This window comes from Mangrovimonas futianensis, assembly GCF_021245805.1.
Taxonomy (GTDB): Bacteria; Bacteroidota; Bacteroidia; order Flavobacteriales; family Flavobacteriaceae; genus Mangrovimonas; species Mangrovimonas futianensis.
Map to the genome: position 1 here is coordinate 107,963 of NZ_JAJJNF010000004.1, position 16,026 is coordinate 123,988.

Sequence of the window (16,026 nt, forward strand, 5' to 3'; positions counted from 1 at the left end):
GGTGAATAAAATTCTCCCTCTCCTTGTAAACGTAATTCTTGAATTTTAAATCGCGAAGCGTTTATGTATCAAAAATAAGGATTCTAACTCAAATGATTATAGCAATGATCTAATTAGAGATAAGAAATCGCAGATTCGGCGTACCCAATAAGATATTCACTTAAATTGCAGTACAACGGTCAAGATAGTTGTGGTTTGATTAGAGATTAGAGAACACGATATTATTTTACTTGCATACTCTTTCACTTCTTTCGTTGTGGCTTGATTAGAGATTAGAGAACACGATATTATTTTTGTGCCGGTAAACATGCAACCGCTTGTTGTGGTTTGATTAGAGATTAGAGAACACGATATTACATGGTACTTTTTAACGACCTGGTAAAAGTTGTGGTTTGATTAGAGATTAGAGAACACGATATTCGTTAATAATGCATGGAAAGGTAGGAGGTAGTTGTGGTTTGATTAGAGATTAGAGAACACGATATTAAATCATGACAACACAAGATACAACCACAGTTGTGGTTTGATTAGAGATTAGAGAACACGATATTTGATATAGACGATGTAGAATTAAATATTCCGTTGTGGTTTGATTAGAGATTAGAGAACACGATATTCTCACAACTATTTCACCAATTAGAAAATTAGTTGTGGTTTGATTAGAGATTAGAGAACACGATATTTTCTTGCAGAAGTTGTAGGCAACGTTCCTGGTTGTGGTTTGATTAGAGATTAGAGAACACGATATTAAGTAAAGGATGCCAAAATAGCATCCCTAGTTGTGGTTTGATTAGAGATTAGAGAACACGATATTAGAAGGTTTTATTTTAGAGGCTTCAAGTGAGTTGTGGTTTGATTAGAGATTAGAGAACACGATATTTAGTGTGATATAATTGCATAGGTGAATGCTGTTGTGGTTTGATTAGAGATTAGAGAACACGATATTTCAAGACAATAATTTGATTTCTGTTTTATGGTTGTGGTTTGATTAGAGATTAGAGAACACGATATTGACTTAGTAGAGGCTTATGGATTAGATGTAGTTGTGGTTTGATTAGAGATTAGAGAACACGATATTCGTAACCTGCAAATGGCTGGCGTACCTTTGGTTGTGGTTTGATTAGAGATTAGAGAACACGATATTTAGGTATATTATCGATAGCTTATGATCTAAGTTGTGGTTTGATTAGAGATTAGAGAACACGATATTATTAATCCGCTCTTTCTAAGCGTATGCTTTGTTGTGGTTTGATTAGAGATTAGAGAACACGATATTAAAAGGTACGTACTAGATGTATATATCATAGTTGTGGTTTGATTAGAGATTAGAGAACACGATATTAATGAAAAGAATTTGTTTTGCATTGAAACCGTTGTGGTTTGATTAGAGATTAGAGAACACGATATTAGTAGGCCTGTCGCCTTCTAGTAATCAGTGGAATAACCCTAAATATCGTGATAAAAAATGCTTCTTTTTTACTGGATTAAGGTAAGATTGAAGCATTTTCTTATTTATAAAAAGTGTGTCATTTTGAACCTAGTGAAAAATCTCATAACACAACTTGACGCTTCCCCGTTCTCAAAACCACATAGTCAGAAAAGCTCAAGCTGTGTTGGTTGAGGCTCTTTGGGTACTTCGGCCTTACCCCAAAAGTTCATGATGTTACCAAATTGTTTGTCTGTAATACGTAGTACACTTACCTTACCCAACGGTGGCAACAACCGTCTCACGCGCTTTTCATGTACATCGGCACTTTCACTACTAGCACAATGCCTGATATAAACCGAATACTGCATCATGGCAAAACCATCCTTAATCAGGCTCTTCCTAAACCCGGCTGCATTTCTCCTGTCCTTAGCTGTTTCGGTTGGCAAATCAAAAAATACAAAGAGCCACATAATTCTATAACCATTTAGTTCCACAGGGCGGGATATTTAATCTTCTTTCGGTTACCAGTAAAACATTGCTGTAAAGAACTAGCGGTCTTTTGCAGTCCAACCATCAAAGGGCTTTTTTCTTCCTTAAAGTAAACCGTTCGGGTTAGGATATGTAACAATTCGGCCTTAATGGTTGTGTTAAGTTCCTGTTCTTCATAATGGGCCATGATATAATGAACCTGTTCATCAACAAGCGGGCGAAAAGGTTCCATAATGTCATCGGCAAGGGCAAAGGAATTGTACTTATTTCTATGGTGAATACCTATAGTGTTCAAAAGGCCACTACTACTTAATGCCCTAGCTGTTGCAGCTCTAAGTATCGCATAGCCATAATTTAGAAAATTATTGGGGTAGTGGCCAAATCGTTCCCTTTTGAAGGTGCTTTCAAAAAAAGACTTCCAGTAGTAACTAGCAGCTACGGCTTCCATATTGCTACTATCACCACTTAATACCTTGTTTCTTAAAAAATCAAAGTGATTATCTTCCTTGGTAATATACTGTAATAACAACCCTTGGTTTTTTATTTTTTCCTTAATAGTCTGTTGCCAAAGTTGCTTTTTTAAAGGCAGACTAGCGGCCAGTTGTGCCTTAAACAATTCTTGTTGTATGTGGTGGCTGTTTAGATTAAGAAACATACCATTGGGTAGATGTGACCGGTCGCAAACAATAACAGAGGCATTATTGTCTATCAACATGTTCATAGCTGTGATACTAAGATAAACCTCAGGATGATCTATAACTATAAATCCAATATCCTCAATAGGTATACTGGCTTCTCTTAGGTCATTTTTTAAAATTAATTGATTAAGCTTACAGTTGATTTGCGTTTTTCTCTCTACGAGAATAGACTTTTTTAACATATTTAAAAATATGATAAATTCCTTTAATCATCGCAACTATACAAAAACCGTACAAAAACAAAAACAAAAAATCCGCAACTACTTGTCAATCAAGCCTGTTACGGATCTTTTTAGTACAGAAGGCGGGACTTGAACCCGCACGAACTAATGTTCATTGGATTTTAAGTCCAACGTGTCTACCAATTCCACCACTTCTGCATCGTATTTTGTGGTAAACCCAGAGCGAAAGACGGGATTTGAACCCGCGACCCTCACCTTGGCAAGGTGATGCTCTACCCCTGAGCTACTTTCGCAGTATTTTATGAACGTGCATTTATCTAAATGCGGATGCAAATTTAAAATTTTTAAATGAAAAGCAAAGCCTTTTTTAAAAAATAATACAAATTATTTAAGCCTGCTTTTTTTTCACGAGCATTCTTTTGATTTCATTGAGCTTCATTAAAGCCTCAACTGGTGTCAACGTATCAATATCTGTGTGCAAAATCTCCTCCTTAATTTGTTCTAATAAAGGATCATCCAAATTAAAGAAACTCAATTGTAAATCATCTGTTAAAGTCTTTACTTTGTCGGTCAACTCTTCACTGGAATGGGACTTTTCAAGTTTTTCCAAGATTTTATTTGCCCTACGAATGACCTGTTGTGGCATCCCTGCCATTTTCGCAACATGGATTCCAAAACTATGCTCACTACCTCCTTCTACCAGCTTTCTTAAAAACAGCACATTATCTTTCAACTCTTTGACAGATACATTGAAATTCTTGATACGACCAAACGTTTCACTCATCTCATTCAACTCGTGATAATGGGTCGCAAACAACGTTTTTGGTTTGGCTGGATGCTCATGTAAATACTCGGTGATGGCCCATGCAATGGAAATTCCATCATAGGTGCTTGTTCCACGACCTATTTCATCCAATAACACCAAACTCCTATCCGAGATGTTATTCAAAATAGACGCCGTTTCATTCATCTCAACCATGAAAGTAGACTCGCCCATAGAAATATTATCACTGGCTCCTACCCTAGTAAAAATCTTGTCAACCAATCCCAATTTGGCCGATTCGGCTGGAACAAAACTTCCTATTTGCGCCATCAAAACAATTAAAGCCGTTTGACGTAAGATGGCCGATTTACCAGACATATTAGGACCTGTAATCATTATGATTTGCTGGTCATCTCTTGTTAAGAGTACATCATTGGCAATATAAGCCTCACTAGGCGGCAATTGTTTTTCAATAACCGGATGTCTACCATTTTTGATATCCAAATCATGCGATTCATCAATAATGGGATAGGTATAATTATTTTCTTGAGCCAATTGGGTAAACCCTGAAAGACAATCTAACTGTCCTATTAAAAAGGCGTTTTGCTGCACGGGTTTGATATATTGACTCATCCAGGAAACCAGTTCTCCAAACAATTGTTGCTCGATCGTCAAAATACGTTCTTCGGCACCTAGTATCTTGGATTCATATTCTTTAAGCTCTTCGGTTATATAGCGTTCTGCATTTACCAATGTTTGCTTTCTGATCCATTCTTGAGGCACCTTATCCTTATGAGTATTTCTGACTTCAATGTAATATCCAAATACATTGTTGGAAGCAATTTTAAGCGACGGAATCCCCGTGCGTTCACTTTCACGATCCAGCATCTCATCCAAATACTGCTTCCCAGAACTGGAAAGCTTTCTTAAATCATCCAACTCTGCCGAATAGCCTTCTGCAATGGTATGCCCTTTTAACACATTGACCGGAGCATCCTCATTGAGCATCTCCTTGATTTTCTGCCTTAGGGCATCACAACTCTGCAACATATCGCCAATGGCACGAAGCGATTCATTTTCACTATTAGAAGCCATAGCCTTTATAGGCACGATGGCTTCCAAGGAATTTTTGAGTTGAATCACCTCTCGCGGACTTACCTTAGCCGTAGCCACCTTTGAAATCAAACGTTCAATATCGCCTATATGCTTTATCTGGCCCTGTAACTTCTGCAAGACCGTTTGATTGTCCTTTAAATACTGAACAACTTGGTGTCGCTGGTTGATTTTTTCTATGTTTTTTAAGGGAAGTGCCAACCATCTTTTAAGCATACGTCCTCCCATGGGTGTTATCGTTCTATCGATAATATTCAGTAAGGTCACCGCCGCATGGTTATTGGAATGGTACAACTCTAAATTTCTAATCGTAAAGCGATCCATCCAAACGTATTCATCCTCTGCAATTCTACTTATCGAAGTAATATGCTCTAGTTTATGATGCTGCGTCTCCCCTAAATAATGCAGGACTGCTCCTGAAGCAATAATCCCTTCATACAAATTATCAATTCCAAAGCCTTTGAGAGATTTGGTGTCAAAATGCCTTGTTAGGGTTTCATTGGCATAATCAGGCTGATATACCCAATCTTCCATATAAAATGTATGGTGATCATCACCAAAAGCCTCTGCAAACTCTCTTCTTTTTTGTTTGGAAACCAAAACTTCACTTGGCCCAAAATTCTGAAGCAGCTTATCGATATACTCTTCGTCTCCCTGAGAGGTTAAAAACTCACCAGTAGAAATATCCAAAAAGCTAATTCCGATATACTTTTTATCAAAATGTACAGCGCAGAGAAAGTTATTGGATTTGGACCTTAGTACCTCATCATTCAAAGCCACACCTGGAGTTACCAGCTCTGTCACCCCTCTTTTGACAATGGTCTTAGTTTGTTTGGGGTCTTCCAATTGATCACAAATGGCTACCCGTTCACCAGCCTTTACCAATTTAGGCAAATAAGTGTTTAGAGAATGATGCGGGAAACCAGCCAATTCGGTTCTTTCTCCACCATTATTTCTATTGGTCAAAACAATATCCAAAATCTTGGCTGCCTTAACGGCGTCTTCTCCAAACGTCTCATAAAAATCCCCAACCCGGAAAAGCAATAACGCATCAGGATACTTTGCCTTAATGGTATTGTATTGTTGCATTAACGGGGTTACTTTTTTTGCTTTTTTAGCCAATGGTTAAATGATTTTATTCTATTATTTTTGCCAATAAGTATAGCTGCTAAAGTAACTATATTTTCAAGGTTTTTGAAACTGATAACCTATAAGTTATCTACATTTATCCACAAAGGTCGCATGCGTAAATTAAAAAACAGTGAGTTAGAACGATTAAGCATTGAAGAATTCAAATCTTCTGAAAAGACACCCATTATTGTCATTCTGGACAACATTAGAAGTTTGAATAATATCGGTTCGGTTTTTAGGACAAGTGACGCTTTTTTAATAGAAAAAATATACTTGTGCGGTATCACTGCCAAACCACCACACAAAGATATTCACAAAACAGCTTTGGGCAGCACAGAGACTGTGGCTTGGGAATATGTAGAAAACACCCTGGATTTGGTCAAAAAACTACAAGAGGAGGGCGTTCAAATAGCTTCCATAGAACAAGCTGAAAACGCTACCATGCTAAATGATTTTCAACCAGACCCAGGAACTACCTATGCTCTGGTATTTGGAAATGAAGTAAAAGGGGTATCACAGGAAGTGGTTAGTCATAGTGATTTGGTGTTGGAAATTCCACAATTTGGAACCAAACACTCCTTAAATATCTCTGTAAGTTGCGGCGTGGTGATATGGGATCTATTCAGTAAAATAAACCATTAGTGTCCAATAGACCCAAACAACCTTGGCCTACTAAGGCGGCCATGGAACAAATTTATGACCAACACCTTTGGGGCGGACACCCACATGATTTCTATTCGGGCGAAGGGTCTCACGACCCAAAAATAGTCGAGCCTTATGTCGATTCTGTTTCGGCTTTTCTAAAAAACTTTGACCCCTCATTGATTGTTTGTGATTTAGGCTGTGGCGATTTTAATATAGGCAGGCAATTAGCTCAATTTACTCAAAAATATATTGGCATTGATATTGTAGCATCCTTGATTGAAAGAAACAAAACGCTATTCACGGAAAAAGACCAGGAATTTTACACATTGGATATTTCCAAAGACTACCTCCCTCCCGCTGATTGCGTTATTCTGCGTCAAGTTCTCCAGCACCTTTCCAACGCAGAAATACAGCGCATTCTAAACAAAATAGTTTCATATAAATACATCATACTCACGGAGCACCTTCCTACGGGAGATTTTACTCCAAACAAGGATATAATCTCGGGTCAAGGCATTAGATTGAAACAAAAAAGCGGGGTGGATCTTTTACAACCACCATTTAATTTCACCCCTAAAACCCAGCAAATCTTAAATGAAATAACGCTGGACAATCAGAAAGGGCGGATTGTGACGACACTTTACTCATAAATAATTTAACTGCTATTTTTTAAAAAATCTTCATCATAATGAAACAAATCTCAATACTAATTCTCATTTCAATTTTACATTCAAGTTGTAATCCAAATAGATTATCTTCTGAGGAGAAAAAATTGAAAGAGGAGATTCAACAAAAAGATCAACTGATTTTGGAATTAAAAAAACAAGTTGAAAATTTAGAGAATAGTCAAAACTCAAATTACTATAGATTCCTGAAGACTTCTCAAACTGAAATCAACGTTCCCGAAAAATTAAATAAGGGAGAACAAATATTAATTGATAAGAAGGAATTTACAGATACACTTGATATTTCAGACAATTTTTTCATTTACAAACATACATCTAAAATCATCCAAACGTCAGAATCTAAATTTGAAGCTATTCTTCATGATTTTGACGAAGAAAAATCAATATTTGCTAATGACTTTTTTGTGAGGGTAATGACTTTTTATAATGGACAAAGCCTTCCGCTAGAAACCGAAAACTCAAAAACCGATATCCACATACTTATTCAACCTACTGAATTAGGTTATGAAAATAAATCCTTTATCATTTCTGATTTTTACCACGTTGAACTCAAAGCTCTTGAAGAAGAAAACAATAGAGTTAAGCTTCTATTTGAACACGGACAATTCCCAAGAAAAAATGAGACGATAATAATTCAACCTGAATTAGTGAAATTTGAATAAAAAATAAAAACTCAACCTATTCACCCCAATTCCAAAGGCACCCATACCTCCTCTTTATTAATGGGATTTAGCGGATTGTAAGTTTTCGGGAGTTTTTCAAAATGGGGTCTTTTATCCAGCTTATAGTTGGAGGATGGCAACCATTCTTGCAAAATAAATTGCCAAAGTTTAGGAAAATCAGACAGAGAGCCTTCAAAATCTATAACCAAATAGGCCCCTCCTGGCAAAACCAAAGAATTCATCCCCTCGGGTACATTTTCAAAATCTGAAACTTCCACACCTACCCATTTTTCAAATGATGTTTGAGGTGTGACATTCTGAAAAACAGCATCGTAGTCCTGAATAGAAAAGGAATGTGTCCCTATGCGGTTCTCAATCTCTTTACGCCTCGGCATAAATGCTCTTCCCAAACTCCCTGTTACATGAGCTATGGTTTGAAAGGTCGCTGGAGCATGAACACCTACAACTTTGATATCCTCCACTTGAACAACTTGATGTTTATACGACATGACAAATCTCCTTTAACAGCCACAAATAGTCTTCCCTATTGTGAACAAAATCTCTTTCAGAAATATCTATGATTTTTACCTTTAGCTCGTTTTGATTTTTCAAAAACTCCAAATAACCCGCATTGATTTTTTCTAAATACTCATCTTGAATGTTTTGCTCATAATCACGTCCGCGATGTTTGATGTTTTGCTGTAAACGCTGGGTGTTTTGATACAAATACACATAAAGATCTGGTTTAGCAATGTCTTTATACATCAGATAAAACAGCTTTCTGTATAGATTAAATTCATCTTCAGGAAGTGTAATCTTGGAAAAAATCAACGATTTGAAAATATCATAATCACTAACGATAAAATCTTTAAACAAATCAAACTGAGAAAGATCATCAGATATTTGCTGATAGCGATCTGCCAAGAATGACATTTCTAAAGTAAAAGCATACCGTTTGGCATCCTCATAAAATTTGGGCAAAAAGGGATTATCAGCAAAACGCTCTAAAACCAATTTGGCATTAAAATCTTTTGAAATCTGGGTCGCCAAACTGGTTTTTCCTGCTCCAATATTGCCCTCTATAGCAATGTAATTGTATTGGTTGAAATAAAACCTGCTTTTAGGATTCTTAAGCCAAATATTGACAGGTTCCAAAGGAGACTGATCCACACTTTCCTGCTGCAATTCCTTGACTGTTTTTTTAAGTTTAGGATGCACCATTTCTGCAGATAAATCCATAAGTGGCTTTAAAACAAATTGGCGGTTTTGAATCTCGGGATGCGGAACTATCAAGTTATTGTCATTAATTTCCGTCTCGCCATAAAACAACAAATCCAAGTCAATGGTCCGAGATTCATAGCCCGCTCCTTCAGATCGCTCTCGACCCAACCGATTCTCGATGGCCATCAATTCGGTTAAAACCTTTTGTGCTGATAAATTAGTCTCTACCTTCACGCATGCATTATAAAAATCATCACCATCAAAACCAACCGCTTCGGTTTGATAAACTTTGGAAATAGCTTTTACAGCCCCTACCTTCTCAAAGATCAAATCTATGGCTTGCTGTAAATTTTCAAACTTATGGCCTTTGTTACTTCCTAATGCTATGTAGACGTTTATTGCATGGATCATAGTCAGGCAAAATAACTAAAAGAAATTTTAATACTTTATATTTACAAAACCTATTTATCCACAAATTATATGACGTCAAAAGACAAGCTAGCAGCCCAAAACACCTATTTATTTTTAGCAGCTTTATTTATCACTTCACTAGTGGTTTCCAACCTCATATTTCAAAAGTTTTTCTATTGGTACCCATTGGAAGTTGAAATTTTTGGCACCAAATTATTTGAAATTTCGGTTGGTATTTTGCCCTATCCCGTCACCTTCCTTATCACCGATTTAATCAGTGAGATCTACGGAAAGAAAAGAGCAAACCATGTGGTTATTGCTGGAATATTTGCTTCTTTCTTTTCCTTATTGATTGTATATGTTTCAAACGCTGTACCTGCAACCGATTGGTCACCCGTTCAAAACGACTTATTTTCAAAGGTCTTCGGAAGTACTGCCATTGCTGTCTTTGCAAGTATGTTAGCCTATTTATTCGCCCAATTTATTGACATCCAAATTTATCACTTCTGGAAACGTCTGACCAAAGGAAAACACCTGTGGTTGCGCAATAACTTCTCAACCTTCACCTCTCAATTTGTAGACACCAGCACAGTACTCATTTTATTGTGTTCGTTTGGCAAAATTTCATGGGATTTATTCTTCGGCCTTTTAGTAAGCGGTTTTATTTTCAAAATAATTATTGCAGTCCTCGACACCCCGTTTCTATATTTAGGCGTCTATCTTTTTAAAAGGAAATTTAAACTCAAAGAAAACGAAGAAATCAGTCTGTTATAGAATATTAAAGTTTTATTAAACTTTTGCAAACCGCCAACTAGCCCGTTATTTTAATACGTACATACCTACACAACCAAAAACCATTTCATGAAAAAAGCACTAAAAATACTAGGTGGAATAATCATTACCCTTTTTCTTATTTTACTCATTGCCCCATTTGCATTTCAATCGCAAATCAAAGATTTAGTAAAAAACTATATCAATGATAATCTGAATGCCAAGGTAGAATTTACAGATGTTGATTTAAGTCTCATACAAAACTTTCCTAAAGCTCATGTGAGTGTAGACAATTTAGTCATCACTAATAATGCGCCTTTTAAAGATGAAACCTTTGCCACAGTTAAGTCTATTTCCTTTTCTATGCCGCTCCCTGAACTTTTTAAAAACACTAGTGAAGGACCTATGGTTATCAACAGCATTCATGTGAATGAAGCGATGGTCACTTTAAAAACAGATAAGTTAGGGAACAACAATTATGACATTACCAAAGAAAGTCCAGAAACTCCAACTACAGAGGATTCTACTGAAAATGGTTTTGCGTTTGAAATTGAAGATTACAGCATCAGCAACAGTGCTATTACCTATTTGGATGAGACCTCAAAAATGGAGGTTTATATAACGGAATTGAACCATTCGGGTAAAGGTGTTTTCTCTGCAGAAACGTCAGAACTGGATACTGAAACTGAGACCAATGTAAGTTTTAGCATGGATAGCACCAACCATTTAACCAATAACCATTTCAAATTGGATGCTCTCTTGGCGTTGGATTTGGAAAACAGCAAATACACCTTTAAAGAAAATAAAGCTCTTATTAATCAATTGCCACTGGAGTTTGATGGTTACGTGCAATTAATGGATGAAGGACAGGACATTGATTTAACGTTCCAAAATCCTGGATCTTCGTTCAAAGACTTTTTAGCACTCATCCCAGAGACCTATTCCAAAGATCTTGATAAGGTAGAAACTAATGGTGATTTTAAAATCTCGGGTGCCGTCAAAGGTTTGCTTTCAGAAGAAACCATCCCAACCTTTGATATAGCTATCACCTCAAATAATGCGGCATTTAAATATCCAGACCTTCCCAAAGGCATCAATGACATTACTATTAATACAATCATCAAAAATGAAACCGGGGAAAAAGATGACACCTATGTTGATATTAAAACTTTAAATTTTGCAATTGATCAAGATAAATTTAAGTCATCAGCCACTATCAGAAATCTCACTTCAAATATGCAGGTGCAAGCGTTTGTGGATGGTGTTTTAAACCTAAGTAATTTAACAAAGGCCTACCCAATATCTTTAGAAAATGAATTGAGCGGTATACTAAAAGGAAATATCAATACTTCTTTTGATATGGATGCCGTTGAAAACAACCGATATGAAAGAATTAAAACTAGTGGTAATTTAACTTTGACTGACCTTATTTATTCTTCTGAAGGATTTCAAAATCCAATTCAAATAGAAACAGCAAGCCTCGACTTCAATCCAAGTATTGTCAACGTTACCAACTTTAAAGCAAGAACAGGACAATCTGATCTACAAATGAACGGATCATTGAAAAACTTCATGGGCTTTATTTTCGGTAAAAATAAACTTCAAGGAAACTTCAACTTAAATTCAAACAATTTGGTAGTTAATGATTTTATGACTTCGGAAGTTGAAAATAGTGAAGACACCTCAGCAAACAATGCAGAAAGCTCCCCGACCAAAATTCCTGATTTTCTGGATTGTACTATTCAAGCCAAGGCCAATACCGTGGTTTACGACAATCTTGAATTAAAAAATCTGAACGGGACGCTAAGCATTAAAGATCAAGAAGCCAATCTACAAAATATGACAGCTAATATCTTTGATGGCACTCTGGCTTTAATGGGAACGGTTTCCACCAAAAATGACACCCCTACTTTTAATATGAACTTAGGTGCTGAAGATTTTGATATCTCTAAATCATTTAAGGATTTAGAATTACTGCAAGCTCTTGCTCCTATTGCCAAATTTCTAGAAGGGCAATTGAACACAACGATTAGCTTAAACGGGAATCTAGACGAACAAATGACACCGAGTTTAAATTCAATCTCTGGATCTGCCTTTGCCGAATTATTGACAAGGGAAATCAATACCAGTAATAGTCCTTTATTAAATCAATTGGACAACACCTTCAACTTTATAGATTTTGATGCACTATCAGACAAAGACTTAAAGACTGATTTGGTATTTGACAACGGACAGGTAAATGTGAAACCATTTAAACTAGCTTATAAGGATATTGATATTGAAATTTCAGGTTCCCATGGTTTTGATCAAAACATGAATTATAAGGCAGTATTGGATGTTCCTGCTAAATATTTAGGAAGTGAAGTCAACAGACTTATTGGTAAAATCAATGATAATGAGGTAAACAACATTAGTATCCCAGTTACTGCTAACATAACAGGAGCCATTTCCAATCCAGCTATTTCTACAGATCTCAATGCTTCAGTTTCTAAATTGACACAACAGCTTATTGAGATTCAAAAAGAAAAACTATTGAATGAAGGTGCGGGTGCCATTAAAGATTTATTATCAGGAATTGGTCAGGCACAAGAATCAGCACATCAAGAAAGTGCTACCGACAGTACGGAGACAACAACCAATAATTCGAACACCGTTCAACAAGGAATCAAAAATGTCTTAGGTGGTCTCTTAAACAAACAGAAAAAAGAATCTGACTCTATAAAATAGGATAAAATTCATGAAAATGACCAAAACTCACTTAATTTAGCATGAATTTTGGTCATTTTTATTAAAGAATTGCCTTTTTCTTTGGATATTTCAATAAAAAGGTTATCATGTAAAGCTAGAGAAACATTTAAATATCTAAATCTTTTACATGAGGCAATTAAAAATTACCAAGCAAGTTACAAACAGGGAATCAAAATCATTGGATAAATATCTTCAGGATATTAGCAAAATCCCAATGATTACCGCCGAAGAAGAAGTAGAACTGGCCCAAAGAATAAAAGAAGGAGACCAGATTGCTTTGGAAAAATTAACCACAGCCAACTTGCGATTTGTAGTTTCAGTAGCCAAACAGTATCAAAACCAAGGCCTTAAACTCCCCGATTTAATTAATGAAGGAAACGCAGGACTTGTAAAAGCAGCGAAGCGTTTTGATGAAACTCGCGGATTTAAATTCATTTCTTATGCTGTGTGGTGGATTAGGCAATCGATTCTTCAAGCTCTTGCCGAACAAGCGAGAATCGTTAGATTGCCATTAAATAAAATCGGCTCCATCAACAAAATCAACAAAGCCTTCTCTACCTTAGAGCAAGTGCATGAAAGACCTCCAAGCGCTGAGGAGATTGCAAAGGAGCTGGATATGACTGTTACAGACGTTAAGCAATCCATCAAAAACTCGGGACGCCATTTATCTATGGACGCGCCGCTTAAAGAAGGTGAAGATTCCAGCTTATATGATGTTGTAAAATCTGGAGAATCGCCCAACCCAGATAAAGATTTAATGAGAGATTCCTTAAATGTGGAAATCAACCGAGCACTAGACACTTTATCTCAAAGAGAAGCAGACGTCATTAGACTTTATTATGGCATCAGCAATGAACAACCTATGAGTTTGGAAGAAATTGGAGAAACCTTTGGGCTTACAAGGGAACGAGTTAGACAGATCAAAGAAAAAGGTATCAGAAGATTAAGACATACCTCAAAAAACAAAATATTAAAAACTTACTTGGGATAGACCTAAGATTCATAAACAATTAAAATCTATACATGATTAAAATCGAAGTAAAAGAAGGAGAAAAAATTGAAAGAGCATTAAAACGTTACAAGAGGAAACACCGTAACGTAAAAATTATGCAAAACTTAAGAGAAAATCAATACTACACCAAAAAATCGGTAAGACGACGCAGAGAAATCCAAAAGGCTGCTTACATTCAGCAGATTAGGGATGAGGAAGCGGTATAATTATGAATGTATTCAAATTATATAACCCCAATACCAAACCAACAGACGAAGAAAAAGAAACCATCATTGGCTTTTTACATACCCATCTTGAACAATATGGGGATAAAAAGGAAGATATTGCCAAATGTCTAGATTATGCCGTAAAAGACAATATCTCGGCACAGGGTGGTTTTGTTTTGGTAATCAAAGATAAAGAAGGTATCAAGGGCATCACCATCATCAATGAAACTGGGATGCAAGGTTATATTCCTGAGAACATTTTGGTATATATTGCTGTTCATCATGATGCCAGAGGCCAAGGAATTGGCAAACAACTCATGGAAAAAGCCATAGAATTGGCACAAGGCAGTATAGCGTTGCATGTCGAACCAGACAATCCTGCCAAACTTCTTTACGAAAAATTGGGTTTCGAGAACAAATATCTTGAAATGCGACTTCAAAAGTAGCAATCCATGAACGTTATAGACATTCTTGTTTTTGCCGTCTACATGATTATTGTTTTGGGCATTGGTTTCTATTATTACAGAAAAAATAACAGTGCCAAGGATTATTATGTAGGTGGCAACAGCATGAATAGCTGGCACGTAGGGCTTTCAGTTGTAGCCACAGATGTAGGAGGCGGATTCTCCATCGGACTTGGAGGTCTTGGATTTGTGATGGGACTTTCCGGCTCATGGATGTTATTCACTGGATTAGTAGGAGCTTGGTTGAGTGCTGTTCTTTTGATTCCAAAAGTGATTAAAGATGGACACCAATTTCATCTTCTTACCTTCCCTGAACTTCTTAAAAGACATTATGGAAAACAGGTAGCCCTAGTAGCTGGAATTATTTCCTTTATTGGCTACTTAGGTTTTACCTCCTCACAGCTTCTAGCAGGAGCTAAACTAGCAGTAGGAACATTCCCTGAATTAGGCTTAACCAAAGCATTGATTATTATGGGAAGTATCGCTATGATTTATACCGTTTTTGGAGGAATAAAGGCTGTTATATATACAGACACCTTTCAATGGATTATACTAATGGTCGGTCTTATATTCATTGGCATACCCATTTCTTACGTTACCTTAGGAGGTTATGAAACCATCAGTAAAACGTTACCAGCTGAATTTTTTAGTTTATCAAATCTCTCTTGGGTAGAACTAGCTAACTGGGCCATCACAATCATTCCTATTTGGTTTGTAGGCATGACCCTATACCAGAGAATTTACGCATGTAAGAATGAAAAAACCGCCAAAAAGGCTTGGTATATTGCTGGTCTCTTTGAATACCCCATCATGGCGTTTATGGGAGTTGCATTAGGCTTGATGGCACGAGTAGCTGCTGCTCAAGGTTTATTTTCTGCCGATGGTTTTACATCTGAGGTTGGATTGGATCCAGAAATAGGCCTTCCCATGTTGTTAAAAAATATCCTACCAGTTGGACTCATGGGGTTGATGTTATCTGCATATTTTTCAGCCATTATGTCCACAGCAGATAGTTGTCTACTAGCTGCTTCGGGTAACTTTACTACAGACATTCTAGGTCTCAATGATAAAAATCCTAGAACTATCCGTATCTCACAAATCATTACCTTTATAATAGGATTTGTAGCCATTTTAATAGCAACGGCCATGACAAGTGTCTTAGATTTGATGTTAAGCTCTTATGCATTTATGGTTTCTGGGCTTTTAATTCCTGTCCTAGGAATGCTCTATTCTAAAAAGCAAAAACCTTTGGCTGCACTTCTTTCAATGTTATTTGGAGGTTTTTCTACCCTCATTCTTATGTTCTTGGAGGTGCAAATTCCTTATGGTTTTGATCCTATTTTGATAGGAATCACCTTATCATTAACTATTTATATATTAGTGAAAAACTAACCT

General features: G+C 36.5%; 14 protein-coding genes, 2 tRNA genes and 1 CRISPR repeat array. Of the genes, 9 read left to right on the forward strand and 7 right to left on the reverse strand.

Translation table 11 applies throughout. From position 1 onward, the window contains the following. Positions 1-187 precede the first annotated feature (187 nt). A CRISPR array of direct repeats spans positions 188-1,408; the repeat unit is 36 nt; unit sequence GTTGTGGTTTGATTAGAGATTAGAGAACACGATATT. 185 nt (positions 1,409-1,593) lie between these two features. The 5 genes from cas2 to mutS all read right to left on the reverse strand — a co-directional run bounded on the left by cas2 (position 1,594) and on the right by mutS (position 5,796). Next, positions 1,594-1,899: a CRISPR-associated endonuclease Cas2 gene (cas2, locus tag LOK78_RS07775; RefSeq protein WP_232395721.1), complete on the reverse strand. Its 306-nt coding sequence runs from the start codon at positions 1,897-1,899 to the stop codon at positions 1,594-1,596. 14 nt (positions 1,900-1,913) lie between these two features. Next, positions 1,914-2,798, reverse strand: a complete 885-nt coding sequence (gene cas1, locus LOK78_RS07780) for a type II CRISPR-associated endonuclease Cas1 (RefSeq protein WP_232395720.1) — start codon at positions 2,796-2,798, stop codon at positions 1,914-1,916. Positions 2,799-2,912: 114 nt separating this feature from the next. Further along, a tRNA-Leu gene (locus tag LOK78_RS07785) sits at positions 2,913-2,996 on the reverse strand. Positions 2,997-3,019: 23 nt separating this feature from the next. Beyond that, a tRNA-Gly gene (locus LOK78_RS07790) sits at positions 3,020-3,091 on the reverse strand. Between the two features lie 95 nt (positions 3,092-3,186). After that, entirely contained in the window at positions 3,187-5,796 is a 2,610-nt protein-coding gene (gene mutS / locus LOK78_RS07795) for a DNA mismatch repair protein MutS (protein ID WP_232634516.1), read from the reverse strand. Between the two features lie 120 nt (positions 5,797-5,916). Between mutS and LOK78_RS07800 the strand changes: the two genes are divergently transcribed. The 3 genes from LOK78_RS07800 to LOK78_RS07810 are packed head-to-tail and all read left to right on the forward strand — an operon-like array spanning position 5,917 to position 7,798. Beyond that, complete coding sequence (locus LOK78_RS07800) at positions 5,917-6,447, forward strand: RNA methyltransferase (RefSeq protein ID WP_232634517.1); 531 nt, start codon at positions 5,917-5,919, stop codon at positions 6,445-6,447. Then, the gene (locus LOK78_RS07805) at positions 6,447-7,100 is read left to right on the forward strand and encodes a class I SAM-dependent methyltransferase (RefSeq protein WP_232634518.1); all 654 of its coding nucleotides are present in this window, start codon (positions 6,447-6,449) and stop codon (positions 7,098-7,100) included. Before LOK78_RS07800 ends, LOK78_RS07805 begins: the two co-directional genes overlap by 1 nt. 38 nt (positions 7,101-7,138) lie before the next feature. Beyond that, on the forward strand, positions 7,139-7,798 hold the full coding sequence (locus LOK78_RS07810; RefSeq protein ID WP_232634519.1) for a hypothetical protein: 660 nt from the start codon (positions 7,139-7,141) through the stop codon (positions 7,796-7,798). 20 nt (positions 7,799-7,818) lie between these two features. On the opposite strand, the gene LOK78_RS07815 is transcribed toward LOK78_RS07810, so the two are convergent. Together LOK78_RS07815 and folK are read right to left on the reverse strand one after the other, a co-directional pair. Next, entirely contained in the window at positions 7,819-8,307 is a 489-nt protein-coding gene (locus LOK78_RS07815; RefSeq protein WP_232634520.1) for a GyrI-like domain-containing protein, read from the reverse strand. Next, positions 8,297-9,430 carry a 2-amino-4-hydroxy-6-hydroxymethyldihydropteridine diphosphokinase gene (gene folK / locus LOK78_RS07820; RefSeq protein WP_232634521.1) on the reverse strand — a complete coding sequence of 378 codons (1,134 nt, stop codon included), beginning with the start codon at positions 9,428-9,430 and terminating at the stop codon, positions 8,297-8,299. Before folK ends, LOK78_RS07815 begins: the two co-directional genes overlap by 11 nt. A gap of 69 nt (positions 9,431-9,499) precedes the next feature. Between folK and LOK78_RS07825 the strand changes: the two genes are divergently transcribed. The 6 genes from LOK78_RS07825 to LOK78_RS07850 all read left to right on the forward strand — a co-directional run bounded on the left by LOK78_RS07825 (position 9,500) and on the right by LOK78_RS07850 (position 16,023). Then, positions 9,500-10,204, forward strand: coding sequence for a queuosine precursor transporter (locus LOK78_RS07825; RefSeq protein WP_053969838.1), 705 nt, complete (start codon positions 9,500-9,502; stop codon positions 10,202-10,204). 87 nt (positions 10,205-10,291) lie between these two features. After that, positions 10,292-12,928 carry an AsmA-like C-terminal region-containing protein gene (locus tag LOK78_RS07830; protein WP_232634522.1) on the forward strand — a complete coding sequence of 879 codons (2,637 nt, stop codon included), beginning with the start codon at positions 10,292-10,294 and terminating at the stop codon, positions 12,926-12,928. Positions 12,929-13,076: 148 nt separating this feature from the next. Then, the gene (locus tag LOK78_RS07835; RefSeq protein ID WP_053969840.1) at positions 13,077-13,940 is read left to right on the forward strand and encodes a sigma-70 family RNA polymerase sigma factor; all 864 of its coding nucleotides are present in this window, start codon (positions 13,077-13,079) and stop codon (positions 13,938-13,940) included. 32 nt (positions 13,941-13,972) lie between these two features. Next, positions 13,973-14,167 (forward strand): 30S ribosomal protein S21, encoded by a 195-nt coding sequence (gene rpsU, locus LOK78_RS07840; protein WP_053969841.1) that lies wholly within the window; start codon positions 13,973-13,975, stop codon positions 14,165-14,167. Between the two features lie 2 nt (positions 14,168-14,169). Beyond that, positions 14,170-14,613, forward strand: coding sequence for a GNAT family N-acetyltransferase (locus LOK78_RS07845; RefSeq protein WP_166962115.1), 444 nt, complete (start codon positions 14,170-14,172; stop codon positions 14,611-14,613). A 6-nt stretch (positions 14,614-14,619) separates the two neighbouring features. Further along, positions 14,620-16,023 carry a sodium:solute symporter family protein gene (locus tag LOK78_RS07850; protein WP_232395712.1) on the forward strand — a complete coding sequence of 468 codons (1,404 nt, stop codon included), beginning with the start codon at positions 14,620-14,622 and terminating at the stop codon, positions 16,021-16,023. The last annotated feature ends 3 nt before the right edge of the window (positions 16,024-16,026 follow it).

What these genes read in the sequence shown, in the direction of transcription:
- cas2 (WP_232395721.1), bottom strand. Translation starts at nt 1,899, where the DNA reads ATGTGGCTCTTTGTATTTTTTGATTTGCCAACCGAAACAGCTAAGGAC.
- cas1 (WP_232395720.1), bottom strand. Translation starts at nt 2,798, where the DNA reads ATGTTAAAAAAGTCTATTCTCGTAGAGAGAAAAACGCAAATCAACTGT.
- LOK78_RS07800 (WP_232634517.1), top strand. Translation starts at nt 5,917, where the DNA reads ATGCGTAAATTAAAAAACAGTGAGTTAGAACGATTAAGCATTGAAGAA.
- LOK78_RS07810 (WP_232634519.1), top strand. Translation starts at nt 7,139, where the DNA reads ATGAAACAAATCTCAATACTAATTCTCATTTCAATTTTACATTCAAGT.
- LOK78_RS07815 (WP_232634520.1), bottom strand. Translation starts at nt 8,307, where the DNA reads ATGTCGTATAAACATCAAGTTGTTCAAGTGGAGGATATCAAAGTTGTA.
- folK (WP_232634521.1), bottom strand. Translation starts at nt 9,430, where the DNA reads ATGATCCATGCAATAAACGTCTACATAGCATTAGGAAGTAACAAAGGC.
- LOK78_RS07825 (WP_053969838.1), top strand. Translation starts at nt 9,500, where the DNA reads ATGACGTCAAAAGACAAGCTAGCAGCCCAAAACACCTATTTATTTTTA.
- LOK78_RS07830 (WP_232634522.1), top strand. Translation starts at nt 10,292, where the DNA reads ATGAAAAAAGCACTAAAAATACTAGGTGGAATAATCATTACCCTTTTT.
- LOK78_RS07835 (WP_053969840.1), top strand. Translation starts at nt 13,077, where the DNA reads ATGAGGCAATTAAAAATTACCAAGCAAGTTACAAACAGGGAATCAAAA.
- rpsU (WP_053969841.1), top strand. Translation starts at nt 13,973, where the DNA reads ATGATTAAAATCGAAGTAAAAGAAGGAGAAAAAATTGAAAGAGCATTA.
- LOK78_RS07845 (WP_166962115.1), top strand. Translation starts at nt 14,170, where the DNA reads ATGAATGTATTCAAATTATATAACCCCAATACCAAACCAACAGACGAA.
- LOK78_RS07850 (WP_232395712.1), top strand. Translation starts at nt 14,620, where the DNA reads ATGAACGTTATAGACATTCTTGTTTTTGCCGTCTACATGATTATTGTT.